The 22,989-nt window shown below is 61.6% G+C and carries 24 protein-coding genes; 14 read left to right on the top strand and 10 right to left on the bottom strand.

The window, feature by feature from the left end; translation table 11 throughout:
- The first annotated feature begins 92 nt into the window (after window positions 1-92).
- The 5 genes from GO988_RS13220 to GO988_RS13200 are packed head-to-tail and all read left to right on the top strand — an operon-like array spanning window position 93 to window position 5,768.
- Entirely contained in the window at window positions 93-2,273 is a 2,181-nt protein-coding gene (locus tag GO988_RS13220; protein ID WP_157566162.1) for a T9SS type A sorting domain-containing protein, read from the top strand.
- 59 nt (window positions 2,274-2,332) lie between these two features.
- Window positions 2,333-3,421 carry an aminotransferase class V-fold PLP-dependent enzyme gene (locus tag GO988_RS13215; RefSeq protein ID WP_157566161.1) on the top strand — a complete coding sequence of 363 codons (1,089 nt, stop codon included), beginning with the start codon at window positions 2,333-2,335 and terminating at the stop codon, window positions 3,419-3,421.
- Complete coding sequence (locus tag GO988_RS13210) at window positions 3,418-3,873, top strand: ribonuclease H family protein (protein ID WP_157566160.1); 456 nt, start codon at window positions 3,418-3,420, stop codon at window positions 3,871-3,873. Before GO988_RS13215 ends, GO988_RS13210 begins: the two co-directional genes overlap by 4 nt.
- Window positions 3,874-3,889: 16 nt before the next feature.
- On the top strand, window positions 3,890-5,032 hold the full coding sequence (locus GO988_RS13205) for an acyltransferase family protein (protein WP_157566159.1): 1,143 nt from the start codon (window positions 3,890-3,892) through the stop codon (window positions 5,030-5,032).
- On the top strand, window positions 5,025-5,768 hold the full coding sequence (locus tag GO988_RS13200; protein ID WP_198172716.1) for a tRNA1(Val) (adenine(37)-N6)-methyltransferase: 744 nt from the start codon (window positions 5,025-5,027) through the stop codon (window positions 5,766-5,768). The genes GO988_RS13205 and GO988_RS13200 overlap by 8 nt, the downstream gene beginning before the upstream one ends.
- A gap of 197 nt (window positions 5,769-5,965) precedes the next feature.
- Here GO988_RS13200 and GO988_RS13195 read toward each other — a convergent pair whose 3' ends face one another.
- The 4 genes from GO988_RS13195 to GO988_RS13180 all read right to left on the bottom strand — a co-directional run bounded on the left by GO988_RS13195 (window position 5,966) and on the right by GO988_RS13180 (window position 10,782).
- Window positions 5,966-7,612, bottom strand: a complete 1,647-nt coding sequence (locus GO988_RS13195) for an AMP-binding protein (protein WP_157566157.1) — start codon at window positions 7,610-7,612, stop codon at window positions 5,966-5,968.
- A 78-nt stretch (window positions 7,613-7,690) separates the two neighbouring features.
- On the bottom strand, window positions 7,691-8,386 hold the full coding sequence (locus GO988_RS13190) for an ABC transporter ATP-binding protein (protein ID WP_157566156.1): 696 nt from the start codon (window positions 8,384-8,386) through the stop codon (window positions 7,691-7,693).
- A 47-nt stretch (window positions 8,387-8,433) separates the two neighbouring features.
- Window positions 8,434-9,405 carry a hypothetical protein gene (locus tag GO988_RS13185; protein WP_157566155.1) on the bottom strand — a complete coding sequence of 324 codons (972 nt, stop codon included), beginning with the start codon at window positions 9,403-9,405 and terminating at the stop codon, window positions 8,434-8,436.
- An 18-nt stretch (window positions 9,406-9,423) separates the two neighbouring features.
- Window positions 9,424-10,782, bottom strand: a complete 1,359-nt coding sequence (locus GO988_RS13180) for a saccharopine dehydrogenase C-terminal domain-containing protein (protein WP_157566154.1) — start codon at window positions 10,780-10,782, stop codon at window positions 9,424-9,426.
- A 142-nt stretch (window positions 10,783-10,924) separates the two neighbouring features.
- Here GO988_RS13180 and GO988_RS13175 point away from each other — a divergent pair, with 142 nt between their 5' ends.
- Complete coding sequence (locus GO988_RS13175) at window positions 10,925-11,443, top strand: cytidine deaminase (RefSeq protein WP_157566153.1); 519 nt, start codon at window positions 10,925-10,927, stop codon at window positions 11,441-11,443.
- Between the two features lie 97 nt (window positions 11,444-11,540).
- On the top strand, window positions 11,541-11,921 hold the full coding sequence (locus GO988_RS13170; protein ID WP_157566152.1) for a DUF423 domain-containing protein: 381 nt from the start codon (window positions 11,541-11,543) through the stop codon (window positions 11,919-11,921).
- 89 nt (window positions 11,922-12,010) lie between these two features.
- On the opposite strand, the gene GO988_RS13165 is transcribed toward GO988_RS13170, so the two are convergent.
- From GO988_RS13165 to GO988_RS13155, 3 genes are all read right to left on the bottom strand, one after another.
- Entirely contained in the window at window positions 12,011-12,439 is a 429-nt protein-coding gene (locus tag GO988_RS13165; RefSeq protein WP_157566151.1) for a DUF1573 domain-containing protein, read from the bottom strand.
- Window positions 12,440-12,621: 182 nt separating this feature from the next.
- Window positions 12,622-14,055, bottom strand: coding sequence for an ATP-dependent DNA helicase (locus tag GO988_RS13160; RefSeq protein ID WP_317164864.1), 1,434 nt, complete (start codon window positions 14,053-14,055; stop codon window positions 12,622-12,624).
- A gap of 149 nt (window positions 14,056-14,204) precedes the next feature.
- Window positions 14,205-14,654, bottom strand: a complete 450-nt coding sequence (locus tag GO988_RS13155; protein ID WP_157566150.1) for a PaaI family thioesterase — start codon at window positions 14,652-14,654, stop codon at window positions 14,205-14,207.
- Between the two features lie 45 nt (window positions 14,655-14,699).
- Here GO988_RS13155 and GO988_RS13150 point away from each other — a divergent pair, with 45 nt between their 5' ends.
- The 3 genes from GO988_RS13150 to coaD all read left to right on the top strand — a co-directional run bounded on the left by GO988_RS13150 (window position 14,700) and on the right by coaD (window position 16,669).
- The gene (locus tag GO988_RS13150; protein ID WP_198172714.1) at window positions 14,700-15,191 is read left to right on the top strand and encodes an NUDIX domain-containing protein; all 492 of its coding nucleotides are present in this window, start codon (window positions 14,700-14,702) and stop codon (window positions 15,189-15,191) included.
- An 88-nt stretch (window positions 15,192-15,279) separates the two neighbouring features.
- Complete coding sequence (locus GO988_RS13145) at window positions 15,280-16,161, top strand: DUF3822 family protein (protein WP_198172712.1); 882 nt, start codon at window positions 15,280-15,282, stop codon at window positions 16,159-16,161.
- Between the two features lie 37 nt (window positions 16,162-16,198).
- Window positions 16,199-16,669, top strand: coding sequence for a pantetheine-phosphate adenylyltransferase (gene coaD / locus GO988_RS13140; RefSeq protein ID WP_317164863.1), 471 nt, complete (start codon window positions 16,199-16,201; stop codon window positions 16,667-16,669).
- A 72-nt stretch (window positions 16,670-16,741) separates the two neighbouring features.
- Here coaD and GO988_RS13135 read toward each other — a convergent pair whose 3' ends face one another.
- Window positions 16,742-17,224 carry a DUF4199 domain-containing protein gene (locus GO988_RS13135; protein ID WP_157566147.1) on the bottom strand — a complete coding sequence of 161 codons (483 nt, stop codon included), beginning with the start codon at window positions 17,222-17,224 and terminating at the stop codon, window positions 16,742-16,744.
- A 200-nt stretch (window positions 17,225-17,424) separates the two neighbouring features.
- Here GO988_RS13135 and GO988_RS13130 point away from each other — a divergent pair, with 200 nt between their 5' ends.
- Window positions 17,425-19,047 (top strand): ABC-F family ATP-binding cassette domain-containing protein, encoded by a 1,623-nt coding sequence (locus GO988_RS13130; protein ID WP_157566146.1) that lies wholly within the window; start codon window positions 17,425-17,427, stop codon window positions 19,045-19,047.
- Window positions 19,048-19,138: 91 nt separating this feature from the next.
- Window positions 19,139-19,960: a hypothetical protein gene (locus GO988_RS13125; protein ID WP_157566145.1), complete on the top strand. Its 822-nt coding sequence runs from the start codon at window positions 19,139-19,141 to the stop codon at window positions 19,958-19,960.
- A gap of 78 nt (window positions 19,961-20,038) precedes the next feature.
- Here the strand turns inward: GO988_RS13125 and GO988_RS13120 are convergent, their stop codons facing one another.
- A complete protein-coding gene (locus tag GO988_RS13120) occupies window positions 20,039-20,209 on the bottom strand; it encodes a lmo0937 family membrane protein (RefSeq protein ID WP_157566143.1) in 171 nt (56 codons plus the stop codon).
- A gap of 199 nt (window positions 20,210-20,408) precedes the next feature.
- Between GO988_RS13120 and GO988_RS13115 the strand changes: the two genes are divergently transcribed.
- On the top strand, window positions 20,409-21,296 hold the full coding sequence (locus tag GO988_RS13115; RefSeq protein ID WP_157566141.1) for a 3-hydroxyacyl-CoA dehydrogenase family protein: 888 nt from the start codon (window positions 20,409-20,411) through the stop codon (window positions 21,294-21,296).
- Window positions 21,297-21,439: 143 nt separating this feature from the next.
- Window positions 21,440-21,979 carry a peptide-methionine (S)-S-oxide reductase MsrA gene (gene msrA, locus GO988_RS13110; protein WP_157566139.1) on the top strand — a complete coding sequence of 180 codons (540 nt, stop codon included), beginning with the start codon at window positions 21,440-21,442 and terminating at the stop codon, window positions 21,977-21,979.
- Between the two features lie 131 nt (window positions 21,980-22,110).
- Here the strand turns inward: msrA and GO988_RS13105 are convergent, their stop codons facing one another.
- Window positions 22,111-22,971 (bottom strand): 2,3,4,5-tetrahydropyridine-2,6-dicarboxylate N-succinyltransferase, encoded by an 861-nt coding sequence (locus tag GO988_RS13105; RefSeq protein WP_157566137.1) that lies wholly within the window; start codon window positions 22,969-22,971, stop codon window positions 22,111-22,113.
- Window positions 22,972-22,989: the final 18 nt, after the last annotated feature.

The following is a 22,989-nucleotide window of genomic DNA, read 5'->3' as shown; positions in this document are numbered from 1 at the left end:
CCGCGGCGCGCTAATTCGCGAGGGACTGGAGTAGAACGACGGGAAAGAACGTAATTTTGCTTGGTGTATTTATTCACCTTGGCTTTATTTTGATGGTCCTATCTCTACGTTTACTTTACCCGTGGCGCCACGCTTTGCTGGCGGGCATCCTGCTAGCGCCGCTGGGGCTGCGCGCCCAATCTTCGACCTGCATGCTAGTGCCGGTGGCCCTTGGCCAGCGCGTGCAAGCGGCTCCGCTGGTGGTAGAAGCCCGCGTGGCTAGCCAGCAGACCGAGCAAACGGCCGGTGGTGGGCACATCAGCACGCGCAGCCAACTCGAGGTATTTAAGGTTTTTAAGGGCCAACTACCGGCCGGGGCGTTGCGCGTGCGCACGGCCGGCGGCACACTAGGCTTGCAGCGCGAGGAAAGTACTGGCACCCTGCACCTAACGGCTGGCCAGCAGGGCGTTTTCTTTCTGGTGGCCGACCCCGAAGCGCCCGGCGAGTGGCAGGCCTATGCCGGGCCGCAGGGCTTTATTGCCTATGACCTGGCCGATTTGTCGGCCGGCGACCCATTTGTGCACTACCCCACTATCGGCGCCGATGTGCAGCGCCAAGTGGCCGCCCTAGCGGGCGCAGCTTACCAGGAGGTGCAAGCCAACCCGGCATTGGCACAGGCTACCCAGCGCCGTGCCCAAGTGCTGAAAGCGCGCCAGTCGGGCACGCTGGGCACCTTGGCTACGCCGGTTATCAGTGGCTTTTCGCCCGCGGCCCTTATTGCGGGGGCCAGCACGGCTACTACCAGCTCGCTGCTCACTATCAACGGCTCGGGCTTTGGCAATGCGCAAGGCGCTGGCTACGTGCAGTTTCGCAATGCTAATAGCCCCGGGCCGGATAGCAACCCCACTTACCTCCAGCCGCTGCCCAGCGACTATGTAGCCTGGAGCGACAACCAAATTCAGGTGCGGGTGCCTTCGTATAGCACCACGGGCACCCCGGCCGGCACGGGCTTCGTGCGGGTGGTGGATGCTACGGGCGTTATTGCTACAAGCGCTAATGTGCTGACGGTTACGTACGCGCTCAGTAATCTGGCTTCCCAGGCCAGCAGCACGGCACCCATCTTGCCCTACCGCCCCAACTTGATAAGCCCTGATGGCTCGGGCGGCTATACGCTGCGCTACGCACCCAGCTTTCGGGCGGTGCCAGCAGCCCAGGTAGCCTTCGAGACGGCGCTGCAAAGCTGGCAATGCCGCACGGCCATGAACCGCACCATCGGTGCCGCCACGGATATTGATGTGGCCGCCCGCGACAATGTAAACGTAGTGCGCTTCGTGACGGCGGCCAGCACGGGTACCAACGTCTTGCCAGCGGGCGTGCTCGGCGTCACCACTTCTTACTTCGGCGGCTGTCAGTATTCAGACGGTAGCATTGAGTGGGTCGTGGCTGAAACCGACTACTCGTATGCCTTGGCCAGCAGCCCCTACCCCGGCTACACCTGGAATTTTACTCCTAACGCCCCCGCTTTCACCGAGTTTGACTTTCAGAGCGTGGCCCTGCACGAGCAAGGCCACGGCGAGCAGCTGACGCACATCATCGACCCGACGGCGGTCATGAATTATTCTATCAGCAATGGGCAGGCTAAGCGCACGCTCAGCGCCAGCGCCGACATTGCCGGCGGCAACGATGTAATAAGCTACAGCGCGGGCTATCCGTGGTGCGGCCTACCCCCCTTTGTGGCCAGCACCAGCGGTTGCGCGCTGCCCGTCGAGCTCACGGCCTTCTCGGCGCGCTACCAGCCGGGCCAGGGCACGCAGCTGAGCTGGGCCACCGCCTCGGAGCTGCACAGTTTGGCTTTTATAGTGGAGAGCCAGGATGACCCGGCCGCGCCGTGGCAAGACGTGGCCCGCGTGGCCGCGGCCGGCAGCAGCCCTACCCCCCGCCAGTACGCCCACCTCGATGCGCGCCCGCTGGCCGGCACCCGTTACTACCGCCTGCGTCAGCTCGACCAGGATGGCACCACCGCCTACTCGCCGGTGGTGAGCGTGGCCGCCGAAGCCACTGCCTTGGCCGCCTACCCCAACCCCGCCGCGGGCACCGTGCAGCTGGTGGGCCCGGCCACTAGCGCTGCCCAAGTGCGCCTGTTTGATGCCACGGGCCGCTGCGTGCGCCAGGCGGCCCTACCCCTCGGGCAAGGCAGCTTGGCGCTGTCGCTGGCTGGGGTGCCGGCCGGCCTCTACGTGGTGGAGTGGCGGGGCGGCCCTACCCCCCTGCGCACCCGCTTAGTGGTGAATTGAGCAGCTAAATGATAAGTGAGGGGCAGCCAACAGCTATTTGGCGCCCCTACCTTTGCCCCATGGCAACCCTCCCGACTTATACTTTCAACCCCGGCCCCTCGGCCGTGTACCCCGAAGTGCGCCAGTACCTGGCCGATGCCTTCGAGGAAGGCTGGCTGTCGGCACCGCACCGCTCCGAGCGTTTCACGACGCTGGTGCGCCACTGCCTCGACCAAGCCCGCCTTAAGCTCAACATTCCGCAAGACTATACCATTCTGTTCACTTCGTCGGCTACCGAGTGCTGGGAAATCCTAACCCAGAGCCTGACGCCGCGCCGCTCATTTCACCTCTACAACGGGGCGTTTGGGCAGAAGTGGTTTGACTATGCCCGCGCCCTGCGCCCCGGCTGCACGGGCCTAAAATTCGACATCAACGACGTACCCGACCCGGCTACCCTGCCCTTCAACCCCGAGGAGACGGACCTGGTCTGCATCACCCAAAACGAAACCAGCACCGCCACCCAACTGCGCGACCCATTCATCCTGAGCTTGTTCAACCGCCTGGGGCCGGCGCTGCTGGCCGTAGATGCTACCTCGTCTTTGGGCGGTGTGCAGCTCAAGTTTATCAAGGCTGATATCTGGTACGGCTCGGTGCAGAAGTGCCTGGGCCTACCCGCCGGCCTGGGGCTACTCGTGCTGTCGCCCCGCGCGGTGGCCCGCGCCCGCGAAATCGGCGACAATGCGCACTACAACAGCCTCAACAGCATGGTGAAGCAGATGCTGAACCACCAAACCACCCACACGCCCAACGTGCTGGGCATCTACCTGCTGAGCCGCGTGTTGCAGGCCCGCGAGGGCATCAAAGTCATTCAGCCTCACCTCAACGAGCGCGCTCAGAAGCTCTACGACTACTTCGAGCAGGTGCAGCCGCTGGGCTTGCGCCCGCTCATCGACAACCCCGATGCCCGCTCCACCACGGTTATCGGCCTGCAAGGCCCGGCGGCCCTCATCGAGGACGTGAAGCGCCGCGCCCGCGACGAAGCCGGCCTGCAAATTGGGGGCGGCTACGGCGACCTCAAGGCCACGAGCCTGCGCATCGCCAACTTTCCGGCCGTGCCCGACGCTGCTTTTGAGGCGCTGGTGCAGTTTTTTGAGAGCATCCGCGTATGATAACCTTGTTCACCGATGGCTCGTCGCGGGGCAACCCCGGCCCCGGCGGCTACGGCACCATTTTGCGCTACGGGCCGCACGAGAAGGAAATTTCGCAGGGCTTCCGCCGCACCACCAACAACCGCATGGAGCTGCTGGCCGTGATTGTGGGCCTGGAGGCCGTGACGCGCCCCGAGATTCCGGTGCTGGTCGTGTCCGATTCCAAGTACGTGGTCGATGCGGTGGAGAAGCGCTGGGTATTTGGCTGGGCTAACAAGCCCGACTTCGGCAAGAAGGCCAATGAAGACCTCTGGCGCCGGTTTTTGCGCGTTTACAAAGACCGCAAGGTGTCTTTCAAGTGGATAAAAGGCCACGCCGGCCACCCCGAAAACGAGCGCTGCGACGTGCTGGCCGTGCAAAGCGCGCTGGGCAAAGGGCTGCTGGTAGACGAGGGCTACGAGGCGCTGGGCTAGGTTGCACTCCGCTCATATGAAGCCAGTTACCAACGCACCAGCGGCCTACTACCCGGCGCTCACGGGCTTGCGGGCGCTGGCGGCGTTGGCGGTGTACTGCTTTCATCAGCGCGATTCGCCCCTGCTTGGCTCCTCGGCCCTGGATGCGGTTATCCGGTCCGGGCTGAGCGAGTTGCACATCGGGGTATCGGTATTTTTCACGCTGAGCGGGTTTCTGATTACCAAGCGCTACGCCAAGCAGCAATTTAGCCGCGCGGCCTGGGGCCAATACGTGTGGCACCGGGCGGCGCGCATTTTGCCCGTGTATGTGCTGCTGCTCACGGCCACTTTTGCCGTGCAAGGTCCCGGCGGCAACTCATTGGGTAACTGGCTGGGCCTGTACGTCGTCAACGTAACGCTGGTGAAAGGCTTGGTGGAGCGCTGGTTTCTCGGCTTCATTCCGCAGGCCTGGTCGCTTACGGTAGAGGAAGGGTTTTACTTGCTGGCCCCGCTGGTGTTTTGGCTGGGCTGGCGCTACCGGCCCGCGCGCGCCTGGCCGCTGCTGGCGGCGGGCTTGGGCGTGCTGGGCCTAGCTACCTACTCGGCGCTGCCCGCGCTGGGCACGCGGCTGTTTGTGCTGCAAGCCACCATTTTTGGGCGCCTGCCGGAGTTTTTGGTGGGCGCGGCTTTTGCCTGGGCGCCGCCGCGCACAGGCCGGGGGCGAGCCACAGCTGGGGGCGTGGCAGCTATGTTGGCTGTCCTAGGGTTTATGCTTATTGCGCAGCAGTTTAGCAACAAGGTCAGCCTTAATTCCTACCCCGGCGTGCTGCTGAATAACTGGTTGCTACCCGTGGCCACGGGCCTCCTACTGCACGGGCTAGCTACCGAACGCACGCGCCTGGGCCGCGCGCTAAGCACGCCGCCGGCGCAGCAGCTAGGGCGCGCTTCGTATTGCTTCTACTTGCTGCATATGGGCTTGCTACCCGCTATCCTGGAGCCTTGGCTGGGGCGCTGGCTATCCGTGGGTGGGGCAGCAGCGGCATTGCTGGGGCTGCTGGGGCTGGCGGCCCTGGCCCTGCATCACTACTTCGAGCAGCCGGCGTATCGCTGGCTACTGGCGCGGTTTGCCGGGGGGCGGCCCGCTGCTTCCTCCACCGCTATTTCTGTGCCCCGTGGCTAACGACTTTTTCCAGTTTCAGCAATTTCGCATCGACCAAAGCGCTTGCGCCCAAAAGGTGAGCACCGATGCCTGCCTGCTGGGCGCGGCAGCCGACCTCACGGCGGCTACCCACATCCTAGATATCGGCACGGGCACCGGCCTGCTGGCGCTGATGGCTGCCCAGCGCGCGCCCCAGGCCACCATTGAAGCCCTTGAAATAGACCCCGCCGCCGCCGCCCAGGCAGCCGCCAATGTGGCGGCCAGCCCCTGGGCCAGCCGCATCCGGGTGTACCCGCTGAGCCTGGCCGCGTATGCGGCCGCCCTACCCCTCTCTTCAGCGGGCACCGACCGGCCTTTTAGCCACATCATCTGCAACCCGCCGTTTTTTCGGCGCAGCCTGGCCCCGCCCGATGCGGCGCGGGCGACGGCCCGCCACGAGGGGGTAGGCTCGCTCACGTTTGACGATTTAGTGACTTTTGCTGCGGCGCGGCTGCGGCCCGGCGGCACGCTTACCGTGCTCCTACCCCCTCCCGAAATGCAGCGCTTCGAGCAAATCGTACTGGCCGCTGGCCTGCCGGCGCAAGCGCGGCTGGTGGTGCGCCACCGACCAGGGGGGCGCGTCACGCGGTGCATTACTCAATTTGGGGGGGTAGGGCCGCTGGCGGCGCACGAGCGCAGCTTGGTTATTCAGGACGCTGCCGGGGGCTACTCGGCCGAATTTCGGGCGCTGCTGGCTGGGTTTTATTTGGCGCTGTAGGGCAGGCTTGGTGGGTCTGTGCCGGGTATCGGGCGGGCGCGGACTATTACCAAGAGCGTGTTTGAAATCTAAGAGCACGTCCTGCTGAGCTTGTCGAAACAGCTCTGCCGTGTCGCCTGCCATCGTCCAGCGCTGCGGCAGAGCTACTTCGACAAGCTCGGCATAATGTTTCAGAAGTGGTTTTATCAGCTCAACTTCTACGCCGTCTTCACAGCCGCGGCGGCTTCTAAGCCCAGCTCTTTTACGGCTTGCTCGCGCATCACCATCTTCTGTACCTTGCCGGTGACGGTCATCGGGAAGCTATCGACAAACTTCCAGTACGCCGGGATTTTAGTGGTCGAAATACGGTTTTTGCAGAAGCTGGCCAGCTCGGGGCCAGTGGCGGAGTGACCTTCTTTGAGCTTCACCCAGGCCATTACTTCTTCGCCGTAGCGCAGGCTGGGCACTCCAATTACCTGCACGTCGGCCACGGCGGGGTGCGTATATAGAAACTCCTCTACCTCCCGCGGATACACGTTGTCGCCGCCGCGCACCACCAAGTCCTTGATACGGCCCACGATGTTGAGGTAGCCCTCGGTGTCGATGGTGGCTAAGTCGCCGGTGTGCAGCCAGCGCGCCGCGCCGATGGTGGCGGCCGTGGCGGCGGGGTTGTTCCAGTAGCCCAGCATCACGGAGTAGCCGCGCACGCACAGCTCGCCGGGCGTGCCGCGGGGCACCAAGTGGCCAGTGGCGGCATCAATCACTTTTACTTCGAGGTGCGGGTGCACATGGCCTACGGTGCTCACGCGCTTGGCCAGCGGGTCATCCACGTAGCTCTGGGCCGATACGGGCGAAGTCTCGGTCATGCCGTAGCAAATGGTGACTTCGCGCATGTTGAGCACCGTTTGCACCTTCTTCATCACCTCCTCGGGGCAGGGCGAGCCGGCCATGACGCCGGTGCGCAGCCGCGAAAAATCGTACTGCCCCACACCGGGCAGCTCTAGCTCGGCAATAAACATGGTGGGCACGCCGTAGAGCGAGGTACAGCGCTCATCCTGCACTACTTGCAGGGTAGCGGCGGGGTCAAATGCCTCGGCCGGCACCACCATGCACGCCCCGTGCGAGCTGCACGCCAAGTTGCCAATCACCATGCCAAAGCAGTGGTAGAACGGCACCGGAATGCACACCCGGTCGGCCTCGGTGTAGCGCAGCGTTTCGCCAATGAAGTAGCCGTTGTTCAAGATGTTATGGTGCGAGAGCGTAGCCCCTTTGGGGAAGCCCGTGGTGCCGCTGGTGTACTGAATATTGATAGGGTCATCAAACTGCAAACCGGCCTCGCGCTCGGCCAGGTCCTCGTCGGCCACAGGCACGCCGGCCGCCAAAAACGCCTCCCAATCAGCCCCCAGTACTACCACCGTTTCCAGGGCCGGGCACTGCGCCCGCACACTGGCGAGCAGCGCCTGGTAGTTGGTTTGACGAAAGCTGGGCGCCAGCAGCAGCACCCGGCAGCCCGACTGGTTGAGGGCGTATTTCAGTTCCTCGGCCCGGTAGGCGGGGTTGATGTTGACCAGCACCGCCCCGGCCCGCGCCGAGCCAAACTGCGTAATCACCCACTCGTACCGATTGGGCGCCCAGATGCCCACGCGGTCGCCGGCCGCTACGCCCAGCGCCAAGAGCGCCTTGGCCAGTTGCCCGGCCTGCTGCCACAGCTCGTTGTAGGTGGCCCGGTAGCTTTGGTGGGCCACTACCAGCGCCTCGCGCGAGCCAAAACGGGCTACGGTGCGGCGCAAGTTTTCGCCAATAGTTTCGCCCAGCAGCGGCGTTGTGCCAGGGCCGCTTAGGTAAGACAAGGTGGGTGGGAGCATGGAAGGGCAGCGAAGATAGCGCGGCGAAGATAGCGCCTACCCCCCGGCGCCAAAGTGAAGCCCGCTCGCTAGCCGCCGCTACAAAAGCGCGCCCAGCTGCGCGAGTTTTTCGCCGTGCAGCGCGGCCAGCAAGTCTGCCTCCAAAGTGCCGAATTCGGCGGCTTGGTAGTGGCGCTGCACCTGCCCACCCACCAGCACGGTAGCCTCGCCGGCTACTTCCAGGAGGGCACTCAGGATGTGCGAAGTGAGCAGCAACCCCGTGCCGCGGTCGCGCAGGCGCTTCAGTATTTCCTTGAGCAGCAAGTTGGCTTCGAGGTCAAGGCCATTGAAAGGCTCGTCGAGGATGAGGTAGGCAAAGTCTTGCACCAACACGGCCAGCAGGGCTAGCTTTTTCTTCATCCCGGCCGAATATTCGTCGGCATACTGGTCGAGGGGCAGCTCCAGCAGTTGGTTCCAGGGGCGCAGGTCGGGCACCGCCCTACCCCGCGCTTGCAGGCAAAACTCGACGTACTCGCGCCCCGTGAGGCGGGGGTAGAAGTACGGCTCGTAGGGCACTAGGCCGGCTATTTCACGCACCGGGCGGCCGGTAGCTGCCTCACGCACGGTACCCGTAAAACCACTTTCGAGCCCGTACAAACAGTTGATGAGCGTGGTTTTGCCTGCCCCGTTTGCCCCCACCAAGGCGTGGATGGTGCCAGGGCGCACCCCCAGGCTCACGCCGCGCAGCACGTGGTGGCGCCCGTAGGCTTTGTGCAAGTCGATAACTTCTAACATGTGGGAAGAGAAAGTCGATTGAATGGAGGCGGTTAGCTAGGTCCTCCCTACCCCTGCTTTGGCTCGCCAGCTTGCTGGCCCAGCACCGCTCGCAAGCGGCGGTGGCTTTGCCAGATTAGCCCGCCCACCACCACTACCAGCAGCGGGGGGTAGGCCGGATGCCCAACCAAGAGCAGCACTACCACCAGCACCAGCGCTTGTATCGTTTTGATGTGCACGGCATTTGGGTAGAAGGCATACTTAGCTAAGATGGTCAGCGCTACCAGGCCCAGCCAATACAAGCCCAAGCCCAAGGCCAGCGGCCAGCTACCCAGCAGCGCCAAAAAGGGCGCCACCGTGAGCGCCGCGTAGGCCAGCCCTAGCCCCAAGCGCCGCCGAATAAATTGGCCCGGCTGCCGGGCCGCCACGGCCAGCATGGTACTCGGCTCGGGCGCGCCGTAGCAGGCCATCACCACCAGCAGCCAGACTACCAGCGTCAGTACCGGGCCCAAGGCGTTGGCGCGCGGCCAGGCCGCACCCCCTAGCAGCAAGGGCCACAGCAGTAAAGCTTTAGCTGCCCGCATGCCGCTTACCCACTCAAAGGCTTCGCTGCGAAAGAGGCTGCGCCCGCGGTGCTGGGTAGCACGGCCTTCGCGAGTGGGCGGCGCCCACGCCACCAGCGGAGCCAGCAGCAGGAGCAGGATAGCCGGCCCCGCCGCATGCAAAGCCAGCAACAGCAGCGCCACCGGTAGCCCGTACCCCGCGTACTCGACTGCCAGCCAGCGCCGAAAGCCCGGCGCAGTAGTAGCCAGAAACTGCCAGTCGGCCCGCTGCCGGTGGGCCGTTAGCAGCAGGCTCGCTACCACTAGCGGCGCGGCCCAGCGCCCCACCGGGTGCCCAGCCGCGACTACTAGCGCCTGCATAGTGGCCAGCGCAAGCAGGGGTAGCAGCAGCACCAGCCGCAGCCAGCCTATTTCGCGGGCTAGCCGGGCCAGCGCCCGCAGGCGCAAGCGCAGGTAGGCGGCTACCGGCGCAGCCATGGCCGAGCGGTGGGTAGGCTACTGGCGTTCATCCGTTTCCTGAAAAGCCAAGCCGTATTCGGCGGCCAGCTCGGCCAAAATGGGTTCGTACAGCTCGGCAGTAGTAGGAATGACTACCCCGCGGCCAGCTACTTCGCCGCGCAACACGCGCCGCACGGCCATCCCCAGGGGTAGGCCCACCGTTTGGGCCATGGCGGTGTGGGTAGCGTCGGTGCCCGTCACGACCAGCGAAGCGGTGCGGCGATGCACTTCGCCATGCAATTCATACTCAAACTGATGCTGCATCACTACCTGGTCGCGGTCGTGGGGGCCGAGTTGCCATTTATCGAGCAGTAAGTGCTCTAGCAGTTGGGCGGCCGTGGCGTTGGCCAGGCCCACCGGCCGCTCCGTGAATAGCCCCAGCCAGGCCAGGCGCTCCAGTTCGGGGCCGTGCGGGTCGAGCTGGAACTGGCGAGCCAGCTCGGCGGCCCCGTTTTCGGGGGCAGCGGGGGTAGGCAGGCGGCTAGCTACCAGCGCTTGCCAAGGCTGAATGGCCGAGTTGCCCAGCAGCGTACTATCATCGGTGAGGCCCAGCGCCACCAGCACCTGCCAGGCGGCGCAGTAACCGGGGCGGCGCAGGGTGCCGCGCAGCATCGTCTGAATGTCGGCCAGGCCGTAGGCTTCGCGATAACTGAGCGAATCGCGGTTGGCGTAGCCCTCAAAATGGCCGTGGCCGGGCACCGCCACCACCTCGGCCCGGGCAAAAAGCTGGGGGTAGGGAATGAACTTCAACTCGCCATTTTCGAGGTATTTAGCATCGCCACCCTGGCCGGCTAGCACCACGTTGCGCGGGTTCCAGCTAAACTTGTAGCGCCACGGATTGCTCCCCTCCGACTCGGGTGCCACCAGCCCGCCGCAGTACGAACGGAAACTGGTAAGGCGCCCGCCCGCCGCCCGCAGCTTATCAATAGTCTGCATCGCCGACATATGGTCGAGGCCGGGGTCGAGGCCGCATTCCATCAAGAAAACCAAGCCTGCGGCGGCGGCCTCGGTGTGCAGTGCCTGCACCTCGGGGCCCACGTAGCTGGCCGTGGCCAGGTGCCGGCGGTGCTGCAAGCACGCCTGCGCCACCACCGGGTGAAACGCGGCCGGCAGCATCGACACTACCAAGTCGGCTTGGCTCACTAGTTCGTCGAGCCGGGCGGCATTGTGCACGTCGAAGGGCACGGCGCGGGCGTACTCGGAGTGCGCGGCCAGCACCGGCACTAAGTGAGCCGGCTGCGTATCGGCCACCGTCAGAAACCATTTTTCGGCCGGCGCGTGGCGCAATAAATACTGAATGAGCGCCGAGGCCGAGCGCCCCGCCCCCAGCAGCAGCAAGCGAATAGATACCGTCATAGGAGGCAAAAGTACGTTTTTTGGCTACTGCGGAGGAGCAGCGGCTGGTTTACGCTGATTGGCTTATACTTATTCAGCTATTTTCAGCGCTACTGGCCCGAAAGCCCTTATCTTGCAGCCCCATTTTTCATTGCCTCCCCGCATGGCCGTTGCTACCCCCGTTTCTTCCACCCGCCGCCAGCTTAGCCTGCACTACGACGAGCTAACGACCGACCAGCTTAGCCCCGCCGAGCGCCAGGTTTGGGACGCTGCCCGCGCCGCCACGGCGCATTCCTACGCGCCGTACTCGCACTTCCACGTGGGGGCCGCGCTGCTGCTGGCCGATGGCACCACCGTGCAGGGCACCAACCAAGAAAACGCCGCCTACCCTTCGGGCTTATGCGCCGAGCGCACGGCGCTGTTTGGGCTGGCGGGCAGCCGCCCTACCCCCCCACCGCGCATCATCGGCATGTCGGTAGCGGGGCGCCCGGCCGAGGGCAACTTTACGGCGGCGCTGCCCTGCGGCGCTTGCCGCCAGGTGATGCTGGAATCGGAAATGCGCCAGGGCCAGCCCATTTGGCTGCTGCTGCCTGGCCCAAGTGGCACGGTGCTGCGCTTCGAACGGCTCTCCGATTTACTACCCTTCCATTTTTCGCCCGGCGACTTACCGCCGCGGCTATAATACCTTTTTCTTTATCATACATAAAGAACGCAGCGGCTTTTGCCGAAGGCACGTAGCGGTTCAATCTCTACATTTTCATTCAGCTAGTACTCCACTCATGTCTCCCCGTCTTATTCTTCAGCTGGCCGCGCTGCTTGGTGGCCTCACCGTAGCCATTGGCGCTTTTGGGGCGCACGGCTTGCGGGCCATGCTCGAAGCCAGTGGCCGCTTCGACACCTTTGAAACGGCCGTGCGCTACCAGTTTTACCACACGCTGGCGCTGCTGGCCATCGGCGTGCTGGCGGTGGCCCGGCCCGACCTGCGCGGCGCGCTCGACACGACGGCGGTGCTGTGGCTGGGCGGCATTGTCATCTTCAGCGGCTCGCTTTATTTGCTGTGTTTCACCGGCATTACCAAGCTGGGAGCCGTGGCCCCCATCGGCGGCTTACTGCTGATAGGCGGCTGGATACGCCTGCTGCTGGCCGTGAGCAAGCTCTAGTTTTTGCCCGGCCCTACCCCCCTCCAAACTAAAAAGGGGCGCCGACCACCCAGTGGTCGGCGCCCCTTTTTTAAGGCGCTACTTACAGCTTATTTCGAGGCCGTAGCGGCTTCTTTCACTTCGCCCACGAGCGAAACGGTGGTGCTGCCACCGGCCGAGTTCGAGTCGATGGTCAAGACTTTGGTCTGCATGCCCATTTTGCCAGCCGAGTTGAATTTGGCCGAAATGGTGCCGGTTTTGCCGGGCTGCACGGGCTCCTTCGTCCAGGCGGGGGTAGTGCAACCGCAGCTTACGCCGATGTTAGAAATCACCAGCGGCTGGGTGCCCGTGTTCTTGAATTTGAAGGTATGGTCCACGATATCACCCTGCTTAATGGAGCCGAAGTCGTACTTCACTTCCATAAACTCAATCTGGGGGCCGGCCGGCTTGGCGGTGGCTTTGGCAGGCTTTGCAGCCTGGGCGTGGGCGGCGGTGCCCGCAAACGTGAGGCCCAGGGCCAGCAACAGCATCTTCGTCATGGTAGTAGAAAAAATGGGTTTGTAGAGGTTAGCAAATTTAAGGGCTCAGCCAGGCTTCGCAAATCTGCGGCCAAACTAACACCTGCGCCAGTGGCTTCAATGAAGCTGCCCGCTGCGATGCAAACTGCCAAGCAAGGCATTGAATTCCGTAAAGCTCCGAAATTTCGGCAAAAACCTGTGGGTTATTCTTCCGTCACTTCGTTGGTGGCAATTAGCCGCTGCTGAAAATTAAGTAGAAAAAGCCGTTCCGACGCCCGCGTGATGGCCGTGTAGAGCCAGCGCGCAAACTCGCCGCCCACTGGCTCGTCAGGCTTGATAAAGCCGTGGTCTACAAACACGGCCTGCCACTGGCCGCCCTGGGCTTTGTGGCAGGTGAGGGCGTAGGCAAATTTTATCTGCAAAGCATTAAGGTACGGGTCCTTACGCATTTCAGCGTTGCGCTCGCCTTTTTTGGTGAGGTGGCTGTAGTCGGCCGTGATGGCCTGGTAGAGCGCCTCATTTTGGTCGCGGGGTAGGGCCGGGCTTTCGGTGTGCAGCGTGTCGAGCAGCAGCTTTACTTCCAGCTCGGGCTCGTCGGGGTAATCGACCAGGCGCACCCGCGCCTGGGCAAACCGGCAGCCAAACACCTCTTCGCGCCGGATTATCTTGGTGATTTCTAAGAAGTCACCGTTGGCCAGGAAGCCAATTTCTGAATCCTTGGGCAGCCAGAAATAGTTGTTGCGCACCACCATGATGTAGTCGCCGGCCTCAATTTCCTCCTCGGCATCAAACAAGGTGCGCCGGATGAGCTGGTTATATTGGTTGGCGTTGCGGTTCGAGCGGCAGATAATGGTTGTGTTTTCGTGGCCAAAATTGCGGTAGGCCCAACGCAGGCCGTCCTCCAACTTGTCGCCACCCATCTTAAAAATATCACCAAAGCCCTTGGTGTGCAGCTTAATATCGGGCAGCTCCTCGCGCAGTTCCTCCCGCAGCTCGGTAGCATTCACCAAGATGCCCGACGACTCGGCCTGGCGCATCACCTGGCGCAGCTCTACCCCATCGACGCGGGCCCGGAAGCGGTGCGCCAGCAGTTCGGGGTCGAGGGCCGGGCTTAGGAGTTGGCCTACCGGCGGCAGCTGCGCCGTGTCGCCGATGAGCAGCAGGCGGTTGGTGCTTTTTTCAAATACGAAGCCCATCAAATCGTCGAGCAAGCCGTTCTCACCGAACGCTTTTTCATCCGAAATCATGGACGCTTCGTCCACGATGTAGAGCATTTCCTCGGCTCGGTTGGGCTGCCGCTGGAAGCTGAGGCGCTCGGTAGGCGCGCCGCTGGTTTGGCGGTATATTTTCTTGTGAATGGTGCTGGCCGGCACGCCGGCATAGGCGCTCATCACCTTGGCGGCGCGGCCGGTGGGCGCCATAAGGGTGTATTTGCGCTGCAAGCGGCCCAGCCACTGCACAATGGCATTTACGACCGTGGTTTTGCCGGTGCCGGCGTAGCCGCGCAGCACAAATACCTTGCGGCCCGGCAGTTGGTCGCGCAAGAAGGCATCGAGCTGCACAAATAGCTCGGCCTGGTCTTCGGTCGGTTCAAAGGGAAAATAATCGCGGACGGACGGAAATCGGGTAGTTAGCACGCTAGATAAGGAATTGTCATACCAAGGCGAAGCATTCTTTCAGGCCTGCACTTCTTAGGAGATTAATAAGGCAACAACCATGAGCCGAAGAAGATGCTTCACGAGCTCAGCCTGACAGCGTTTTGTTGGGTTAGGTGAGCTTGACTCACTTATTCTATTACCGCCATGGTAGCTGAGGCCTTCGCAATTAGCTTGTCATCGCACCACACTTCAGCTTCGCAGAAATGCAGGCGGCGGCCGGCTTTCAGCACCCAGCCGATGGCTTTAATTTGGGTGCCGATGCCGGGGTTTAAGTAGCTTACTTTCAGGTCGGAAGTCACGACCCCTACCCCCTCGGGCACGAGCGTGAAGGCGGCAAAGCCAGCCACTAAATCGGCCATGGTGGCCACCAGGCCGCCGTGGGCAAAGCCACGCTGCTGCTGGTGCTGCTGACCCAGCGTGAGTTGGGCCTCCACGCGGCCGGGCTCGATGCGGGTAAGGTCGGCCCCGATGAGGTGCATAAAGTATTGGCGCTCGAGCTTGCGCCGAATGCGGGTGGCGAGGTCGTGATGCGAAAGGCCGTTTTCAGCCGCAGGCAGGGGTTTATCCGTAGGGTTCATCGTTGCTTCAAAGATAGGCCTGGCGCGGGGGCCACTAGCGTACATATGGAACAGGATGACTTATTGCGCCCGTATGCCGGGCAAGTACGGGTGCGGGTGGGCGGACTGTTGGTTCGGAACGGGGCCATTTTGCTGGCCGCCCACCGGGGGCTGCTGCCCAACGGCGCGTCGTTTTGGTCGCCGCCGGGCGGCGGCTGGGCTTTTGGCGAAAACCTGAAAGCCGCATTGCAGCGCGAGTTTCGGGAGGAAACCGGGCTGGTGGTGCAAGTAGGCCGGCAACTGCATCTGCACGAGTTTCGGCGGGGCGAACTGCAGGCACTGGAAATCTTCTTCGAGGTAAAAACCACCGACGATAGCCCTACCCCCCTGCTAGGCCACGACCCCGAGCACGCGCCTGGCAACCAGCTACTGAGCGAGTTGGCCTGGCTTACGCCGCGCCAGCTGCTAGCCATTCCGCTGGCCCAGGTGCACCCCGTGCTGCGGGGCCTGCTGAGCACCGACGATGTTTTTGTGCCGCAAGTGCTGCTAGAGCAGTGAGCAGTGAGCAGTGAGCAGTGAGCAAAAATAACTCCGCACCAGTAGCTATTCGCTGCCCGCTGATAATTGCCCACTGTATCTTTACCCCGTGTCTGCTACGTCTACTTTTTCTGCACCCCCGACTGCTACCGTTAGCCTGCGCGACGATACGTTCGACCCCACCAACCCGGCCGCGTACCACCTTTATGCGCTGGCTAGCACGGGCCGCTTGCGCTTGGCTGTGCTCGAAGTAGTGCGCCAAAAGTTTGTGGTTTTTGAGGACTTGCCGCTGGCCCATCCGGCCGACTTGCCCGAGCTAGCCCGTACCCACGACTTGCTCGGCCACCCTGGCTGGACGCGGGTGCGCATAGCCTTGGCCGGCCGGGCTTTCACGCTGCTGCCCGCGCCGCTGTTTCGGCCCGGCGATGAGGCCCTGTACCTAGCGCCGCACTATGCCTTGGCGCCCACCGAGGAGGCCTTGGCCTACCCCCTGCCGCTGGCCGCACCCGCCACCGACGTGGTTAGCCTGTTTGCAGCCAACCAGGCACTTACGTCGTGGCTAGACGCGACCTATGGCCCGGCGGGCCGGCTGCTGCCCAGCTCCGCTGCCTTGCTAGCGGGCCTGCTTAACCAGCCGGGTTCGGCCATTACTACGCGCCAGCTCTACCTCAGCCTCGCCGACCAGGAGCTAACGGCTGTGGTGCTGGGCCCGCAGCTAGAGTTTTGCAACGTGTTTGCCATCAGCACGGCCGAGGATGTGGTGTATTTCACCATCTTGGTGATGCAGGAGCTAGGGCTTAACCCCGACCAGGATGCCGTCACCGTGTGGGGTGAGCTGACGGCCGACTCGCCTATTTTCACCTTGCTTGGCACGTACGTGCGGCAGGTGCGCTTTGGGGCGCGGCCCTTCGGCTTGCAGTATAGCTACCGCCTCAATGAACTGGCCGATTACCGCCACTTCGATTTGTTTAGCCTGGCTTTTTGCCAGTAAGCAATCCCTCTTTTGTGTAGTCAACTGCTCCTAATCAGTGAAAAAAATCGCGCTGTTTCCTGGCTCCTTCGACCCTTTTACCAACGGCCACCTCGACGTAGTGCGGCGCGGGGCCGACTTATTTGACGAGATAATTATCGCCCTCGGCAACAACAGCAGCAAGCAGCGCTACCTGCCGGTGGAGTGGATGGTGGGCCAAATAGACGAGTTGTTTCGCGACGAGCCGCGGGTGTCGGTGCGCAGCTACCGGGGCCTCACGGCCGATTTTGCCCGCGAAACTGGCGCCCGCTACCTGCTGCGCGGCTTGCGCAATACCACCGATTTTGAGTACGAAAACACCATTGCCCAAGCCAACCGCCACGTCAACCCCGCTCTGGAAACGGTATTTCTCATCACCTCGCCGATGCTGGCAGCCATTAGCAGCACCATTATTCGCGAAATCCACCGCTTTGGCGGCGACGTGACGCAGTTTGTGCCGTTTGCCCTACCCCCACCCGCGGGGTCGTAGGCAGCTAGTACTACCCAAAAAGGCCGGCGCTCTGGGTAGAGGCCGGCCTTTTTAAAGGGGTAGGCAGCGCGCCTATTCCATGGCTTTGAGCGGGTCGATGGCCGATACCTTGAAGTACTGCATGGCTACGAGCGAGGTGATAACGCCCGTCATGGCACCCATCAGGATGATGGCCAGGAAGGCCACTACTACTGACAGGTCGAAGCCGAACAAGTTTTCTACCTGCGTCAAATCCAGCGACTTAGGTATAACAACCGTAAGAATAATAAAAAACAAACCGAGCATTACGGACGCTACCAGCGCCGTGATGATACCCGTACCATAGCCCCCCAAATAGGGCATATGGTCGCCGCGCACCTGGCGGAAATGGCGGATGGCCAGCACCGAACCAAGCACCAGGATGAGTACATCGAGGCTGCCGGCCTCCACGCGCGAGAAGAAGCCCAGCAGCGCCGCTATCAGGGTATAGGCGCACAGCACGGCGCCAGTGAGCAGCCCGAAGCGGAACCCATTTTGTTCGGCAGTAAGCGAGGGAGTGTTGGGGCGAGTAGCCATAGCTAGAAAACAAATACGTGAGGTGAGAAAGCAGCAAAGCAGGCCAGTGCGGCGGCCTGAGACACTATACTGAATTTCAGCTCCTGGTGTTGTGCTGATATCTTGGGGCACAAATTGGGGCTGGCCAACGTTGAAATAGATTAAGGGTACGCGGCGGCGTATTTTTGCAGAAAATTTCCTGGTTTTTTATTCTGGCTTAGATGATTTCTACGACCAACGTGAGCTTGCGCTACGGCAAGCGGGTATTGTTTGAAGACGTAACGGTGAAGTTTTTGCCCGGCAACTGCTATGGCCTCATCGGGGCCAACGGAGCCGGCAAATCGACTTTTCTTAAAATACTATCGGGCGAACTGGAGCCCAATACCGGCTCGGTAGAGCTGCCAGCCGGCCAGCGCCTGGCCGTGCTGAAGCAGAACCAGTTTGCCTACGACGACCAGCAGGTGCTGCAAACCGTTATCCAAGGCCACCAGCGCCTGTGGGCGGTGATGAGCGAGAAGGATGCGCTCTACGCCAAGGCCGACTTCTCGGACGCCGATGGCGAGCGCGCCGCCGTGCTCGAAGGCGAGTTTGCCGACCTCGAAGGCTGGAACGCCGACTACGAGGCCGCCGAGCTGCTGAGCGGCCTGGGCATTACCGAAGACAAGCATTACAGCGTGATGTCGGACCTCGGCGCCAGCGAGAAAGTGCGCGTGCTGCTGGCCCAGGCGCTGTTTGGCAACCCCGACGTGCTGCTGCTTGACGAGCCAACCAACAACCTCGACGCCGAGAGCGTGCTCTGGCTCGAAAACTTCCTGGACGGTTTCCAGAACACCGTGATTGTGGTGAGCCACGACCGTCACTTCCTCGACGCGGTATGTAACTACATGGCGGACTTGGACTTCTCGAAAATCACGATGTACCCCGGCAACTACGGTTTCTGGTACGAGAGCAGCCAGCTGGCCCTGCGCCAGCGCCAGGACGTGAACAAGAAAACGGAGGATAAGCGCAAGGAACTTGAAGAGTTTGTGCGCCGCTTCTCGGCCAACGCCTCGAAATCGAAGCAGGCGACCAGCCGCCAGAAGCTGCTGCAAAAGCTGACGCTGGAGGAAATCAAGCCCTCATCGCGCCGCTACCCCTACATCGCATTCAAACCCGAGCGCGAAGCTGGCAACCAACTGCTGACCGTGGACGGCGTGGCCAAGTCGGTAGATGGCCAATCGGTGCTCAAAAACGTGTCGTTTACGCTCGATAAGGGCGATAAAATCGCCATTGTAGGCCGCGACGACCGGGCGGCTTCGCTGCTGTTCGACATTTTATTTAACGAAGCCAAGCCTGACAAAGGCACCTATAACTGGGGCACGACCATCACGCCCAGCTATTTTCCGAAGGAAAACAGCGCCTTCTTCCAGGCCGATAACATGAACCTCGTGGACTGGCTGCGCCAGTACTCGGTGGAGAAGGACGAAAGCTTTGTGCGCGGCTGGCTGGGCCGCATGTTGTTCTCGGGTGAGGAGTCGCAGAAGAAGCCTAACGTGCTGAGCGGCGGCGAGAAAGTGCGCTGCATGCTGAGCAAAATGATGCTCGAAAGTGGCAACGTGCTGGTGATGGATGACCCGACGAACCATTTGGATTTGGAAAGCATTCAGGCCTTGAACAACGCGCTACGCGACTTCCAAGGCTCGCTCATCTTTGCCTCGCACGACTTGCAATTCATCGAAACGGTGGCCAACCGCATCATCGAGCTCACGCCCGACGGCATCATCGACCGGCGCATGAACTACGAGGAGTACCTGGCCGACGAAACGCTGAAGGCGCAACGCCAGAAGATGTACCAGTTGGCTTAGGGCCGGGCAATAAGCCGACGCATCTGGGGGTTTCGTCTAGTAAAACGGGCTTCTTCATTTTTTCTTTTTGCCTCTCCGCTAATTTCCCTTCATGAAACGTCTGCTTTTTCCGCTGCTCTTCGGGGCGGTGGCGCTCCTGGCCCCTGGCCGTAGCTGGGCCCAAGACAAACCGGTGCTAAACACGGCCCCGCCCGGCACCCGCCCTACCCCCCCGGTGCAGCCTACGCCGGCCCCCGTGTATACCGAGCCGACGCCGCAGCAGCCCGCTACCACCGACCCCGGCTATACGCCGGCCCCAGCCACGGCTCCTACCCCCGCCGCGCTGCCGCAGCCTTCGCCCTATAGCCCGTCGGGCCTGGAGCTACCTGGCCGCGAGCAGGAGCGCAAGGCCGCGCAGCAGCACGCCGATATGTATACCAAGCTGTTTGTGTATTCGGGTATTGGGCTGGGCTACAGCTCGTATTATGGCTACAGCAACTTCAACTTCAGCATTTCGCCGGCGTTGGGCTACCGCATCAACGACCGGCTGTCGGTGGGGCCGGGCATTAGCTACGCCTACAATTACTACGGCGTAGACAATGGCAGCGGCTCAAACAGCACCAATTCGAGCGTGAGCACTAGCAGCTTCGGGGTGAAGCTTTTTGCCCAGCTGCGGGTGATAGACCAGTTCTTTATCCACGCTGAATACGAATCGACCCGCGCTCAGTTTTTGGCCGTTGACCAATACAACCAGTATGTAGGCACGGTATCGCGGCAGGTGCAAACACCGCTGCTCGGTGTGGGCTACCGCTCGCAGATTAGCAACCGCGCCGCTGCCGACATTGTGCTGCTGTATAATTTTCAGGATAATTACAATAGTATTTATCCGAACCCCGTCATCCGGTTCAACTTTTTGTTCAACATCGGCCACTAACCTTGGTCTTTGCTGCGCACGCAAAAGCCCCGACTACCAGTGGTAGTCGGGGCTTTTTATATACAAGCTAGCGCAGCTTTATACGGGGCGGCGGCCGCTGATAACGCGCAAGAGAATGGCGATAATGGCAATCACCAACAGAATGTGAATCAAGCCGTTGCCTTGGATGCCGGTACCCAGGATACCAAAGAAGCCGAGGGCCCAAATGAGGATGAGAACAACGGCGATGAGATACAACAGATTACCCATGAGTGAAAAGAGACGTGTTAGGTGAGAAGGTTGAGCGAGCCATCAAGTGGCTTCTGCGGAGTTGTACGCGGCAGTGTAAAAAAAGATGAAGCTGAGCTCATAATTTCCAAATAATTGAGCCGGGCCGGGCTGGCTAAGTAGCTTTGTAGCACAGGTAGCGGCGCCTTTTGCGTTCGCAAATTTTTCTTTTTTCCCACCCATGCACGTTGCCGTAATTGGTTCGGGCACGATGGGCAATGGTATTGCCCACGTTTTTGCCCAGCACGGTTTTGCCGTTGCCCTCATTGATATCAACCAGCCGGCCCTTGACCGCGGCCTGGCTACTATCACCAAAAACCTTGACCGCCAAGTAGCCAAAGGCACCTTGCCCGAAACCGACAAAGCGGCCACCTTGGGCCGCCTGCGCACCTTCACAAGCCTGGCCGAAGGCGTAGCCGATGCCGAACTGGTGGTAGAAGCGGCCACCGAGAACGTGGACCTTAAGCTCCAGATTTTCCGCGAGCTCGACCAGCACGCGCCGGCCGGCGCCATTTTGGCCAGCAACACGTCGTCGATTTCGATTACCAAGATTGCGGCCGTTACCCAGCGCCCCACCCAGGTGATTGGTATGCACTTCATGAATCCTGTGCCGGTAATGAAGCTGGTGGAGGTGATTCGGGGCTACGCCACTTCCGACGACGTGACGCAACGCGTGATGGAGCTGTCGCGGCAGCTCGGCAAAACGCCCACCGAGGTCAACGACTACCCTGGCTTCGTGGCCAACCGCATCCTGATGCCTATGATTAACGAGGCCATCATCAGCCTGTTTGAGGGGGTAGCGGGCGTGGAGGAAATTGACACGGTGATGAAACTGGGCATGGCCCACCCGATGGGCCCGCTGCAACTAGCCGATTTTATCGGGCTCGACGTGTGCCTGGCCATCCTACGGGTGCTGCACGACGGCCTGGGCAACCCCAAGTACGCGCCCTGCCCACTCCTGGTAAACATGGTAATGGCCGGCCGCCTGGGCGTAAAATCGGGCGAAGGCTTCTACCAGTACACGCCCGGCTCGAAGGAGCTGGTAGTAGCCAAGCGGTTTCAGAAGTAGCGCAGCGGCGGCGCGGCCGTGCCCCGCGCCGCCCACCCCCTAGTGCCTGCACGCGGCTGCGCTGCGCCGAACGGTATTGCCCCAATTTGCGTTATAACTACACGCTGGCAAGGAAGCAGCGAAATCAGTATCATCTGCGATTTATGGAACATGCATTGTTTGGGGCCGGCTGCTTTTGGTGCGTCGAGGCCGTATTCCAAAATTTGAAGGGGGTAGAGAAAGTGGTATCCGGCTACGCCGGCGGCCGCAACAAAAACCCCACCTACAAAGAAGTGTGCAGCGGCATGACGGGCCACGCCGAGGTGATTGACATCACCTTCGACCCGGCCGTTATCAGCTACAAAGAGCTGCTGGAAATCTTCTGGAAAACCCACGACCCGACGACCCTCAACCGCCAGGGCGCCGACACTGGTACGCAGTACCGCTCGGTTATTTACTACCACAACGACGAGCAGAAGCAGCTTGCCGAAGAGTATAAGAAGAAGCTCAACGACGGCCACGCCTTCCCGAACCCCGTGGTGACGGAGATTACGGCCGCGCCCGAGTTTTATCCCGCCGAGAATTACCACCAGAATTACTACAACCAGCACGGCCACGAGCCTTACTGCCAGTTTGTGGCCAAGCCCAAAGTGGACAAAGTAAAAGCCCTGTTTGGCGAGAAGCTGAAGTCGGAGTTGGTGTAATTGCCAAGTCATTTCCAACAAAAAAAGCCCGCTGGTTAGCGGGCTTTTTTTGTTGGAAATGACTCTTATTCAATAGTAAAAAGAACGTCCTGCTTCGGCAAGCTTAGCCTGACGTTCTTTTTATATTTCGCTTATACGCTAACGCCAAAGTCGCGGAGGGCGTCGTTTAGGCTCGTCTTTAAGTCGGTGCTGGGCTTGCGCTGGCCGATGATGAGCGCGCAGGGCACCTGGTAGTCGCCGGCGGGGAAGTGCTTGGTGATGGAGCCGGGAATGACGACCGAGCGGGGCGGCACGTAGCCTTTGTATTCCTTAGGCTCTGGGCCCGTCACGTCGATGATTTTGGTGCTGCCCGTGATGGTAACGCCCGCGCCGATGACGGCCTCTTTGCCAATGCGACAGCCTTCAACTAAGATGCTGCGCGAACCGATGAAGGCACCATCTTCGATGATAACCGGCGCGGCTTGCACGGGCTCGAGCACGCCGCCGAGGCCTACCCCCCCGCTCAGGTGCACACCCTTGCCCACTTGGGCGCAGCTGCCCACGGTGGCCCAGGTGTCCACCATCGTACCCTCGCCCACGTAGGCGCCGATGTTGGTGTAGCTCGGCATCAGGATGACGCCGGGGGCCAGGTAGGCGCCGTAGCGGGCCACGGCGGGCGGCACCACGCGCACTTTCTGGCCGGCGTAGTCGGTTTTGAGGGCCATCTTGTCGTGGTACTCGAAGGGACCAACTTCCTGGGTTTCCATCTTGCGAATAGGGAAGTACAGGATAACGGCCTTCTTCACCCACTCGTTGATGGTCCACTCGCCGCCTTCCTCCGCGGGCGGCTCGGCTACGCGCAGCTTGCCCTTGTCGAGGTCCTCGATGACGTGCTCAATGGCGGTTTGGGTTTCGAGCTGGTCGAGCAGCGTGCGGTCGGCCCAGGCGGCTTCGATGGCCTCCTGCGCCGCGTAGCGGTCGAGAACGGGGCTGTGGTGGTCTTCAGTAGTCATGGGTAAAGAGAACTTTTA

Origin of the sequence: Hymenobacter ginkgonis, from assembly GCF_009755225.1 — a bacterium.
GTDB lineage: Bacteria > Bacteroidota > Bacteroidia > Cytophagales > Hymenobacteraceae > Hymenobacter > Hymenobacter ginkgonis.
The sequence above is the reverse complement of the archived record's forward strand: the minus strand, read 5'-3'. Positions and strand labels throughout refer to the sequence as shown.

What these genes read in the sequence shown, in the direction of transcription:
- GO988_RS13220 (WP_157566162.1), top strand. Translation starts at nt 93, where the DNA reads ATGGTCCTATCTCTACGTTTACTTTACCCGTGGCGCCACGCTTTGCTG.
- GO988_RS13215 (WP_157566161.1), top strand. Translation starts at nt 2,333, where the DNA reads ATGGCAACCCTCCCGACTTATACTTTCAACCCCGGCCCCTCGGCCGTG.
- GO988_RS13210 (WP_157566160.1), top strand. Translation starts at nt 3,418, where the DNA reads ATGATAACCTTGTTCACCGATGGCTCGTCGCGGGGCAACCCCGGCCCC.
- GO988_RS13205 (WP_157566159.1), top strand. Translation starts at nt 3,890, where the DNA reads ATGAAGCCAGTTACCAACGCACCAGCGGCCTACTACCCGGCGCTCACG.
- GO988_RS13195 (WP_157566157.1), bottom strand. Translation starts at nt 7,612, where the DNA reads ATGCTCCCACCCACCTTGTCTTACCTAAGCGGCCCTGGCACAACGCCG.
- GO988_RS13190 (WP_157566156.1), bottom strand. Translation starts at nt 8,386, where the DNA reads ATGTTAGAAGTTATCGACTTGCACAAAGCCTACGGGCGCCACCACGTG.
- GO988_RS13185 (WP_157566155.1), bottom strand. Translation starts at nt 9,405, where the DNA reads ATGGCTGCGCCGGTAGCCGCCTACCTGCGCTTGCGCCTGCGGGCGCTG.
- GO988_RS13180 (WP_157566154.1), bottom strand. Translation starts at nt 10,782, where the DNA reads ATGACGGTATCTATTCGCTTGCTGCTGCTGGGGGCGGGGCGCTCGGCC.
- GO988_RS13175 (WP_157566153.1), top strand. Translation starts at nt 10,925, where the DNA reads ATGGCCGTTGCTACCCCCGTTTCTTCCACCCGCCGCCAGCTTAGCCTG.
- GO988_RS13170 (WP_157566152.1), top strand. Translation starts at nt 11,541, where the DNA reads ATGTCTCCCCGTCTTATTCTTCAGCTGGCCGCGCTGCTTGGTGGCCTC.
- GO988_RS13165 (WP_157566151.1), bottom strand. Translation starts at nt 12,439, where the DNA reads ATGACGAAGATGCTGTTGCTGGCCCTGGGCCTCACGTTTGCGGGCACC.
- GO988_RS13155 (WP_157566150.1), bottom strand. Translation starts at nt 14,654, where the DNA reads ATGAACCCTACGGATAAACCCCTGCCTGCGGCTGAAAACGGCCTTTCG.
- GO988_RS13150 (WP_198172714.1), top strand. Translation starts at nt 14,700, where the DNA reads ATGGAACAGGATGACTTATTGCGCCCGTATGCCGGGCAAGTACGGGTG.
- GO988_RS13135 (WP_157566147.1), bottom strand. Translation starts at nt 17,224, where the DNA reads ATGGCTACTCGCCCCAACACTCCCTCGCTTACTGCCGAACAAAATGGG.
- GO988_RS13130 (WP_157566146.1), top strand. Translation starts at nt 17,425, where the DNA reads ATGATTTCTACGACCAACGTGAGCTTGCGCTACGGCAAGCGGGTATTG.
- GO988_RS13125 (WP_157566145.1), top strand. Translation starts at nt 19,139, where the DNA reads ATGAAACGTCTGCTTTTTCCGCTGCTCTTCGGGGCGGTGGCGCTCCTG.
- GO988_RS13120 (WP_157566143.1), bottom strand. Translation starts at nt 20,209, where the DNA reads ATGGGTAATCTGTTGTATCTCATCGCCGTTGTTCTCATCCTCATTTGG.
- GO988_RS13115 (WP_157566141.1), top strand. Translation starts at nt 20,409, where the DNA reads ATGCACGTTGCCGTAATTGGTTCGGGCACGATGGGCAATGGTATTGCC.
- msrA (WP_157566139.1), top strand. Translation starts at nt 21,440, where the DNA reads ATGGAACATGCATTGTTTGGGGCCGGCTGCTTTTGGTGCGTCGAGGCC.
- GO988_RS13105 (WP_157566137.1), bottom strand. Translation starts at nt 22,971, where the DNA reads ATGACTACTGAAGACCACCACAGCCCCGTTCTCGACCGCTACGCGGCG.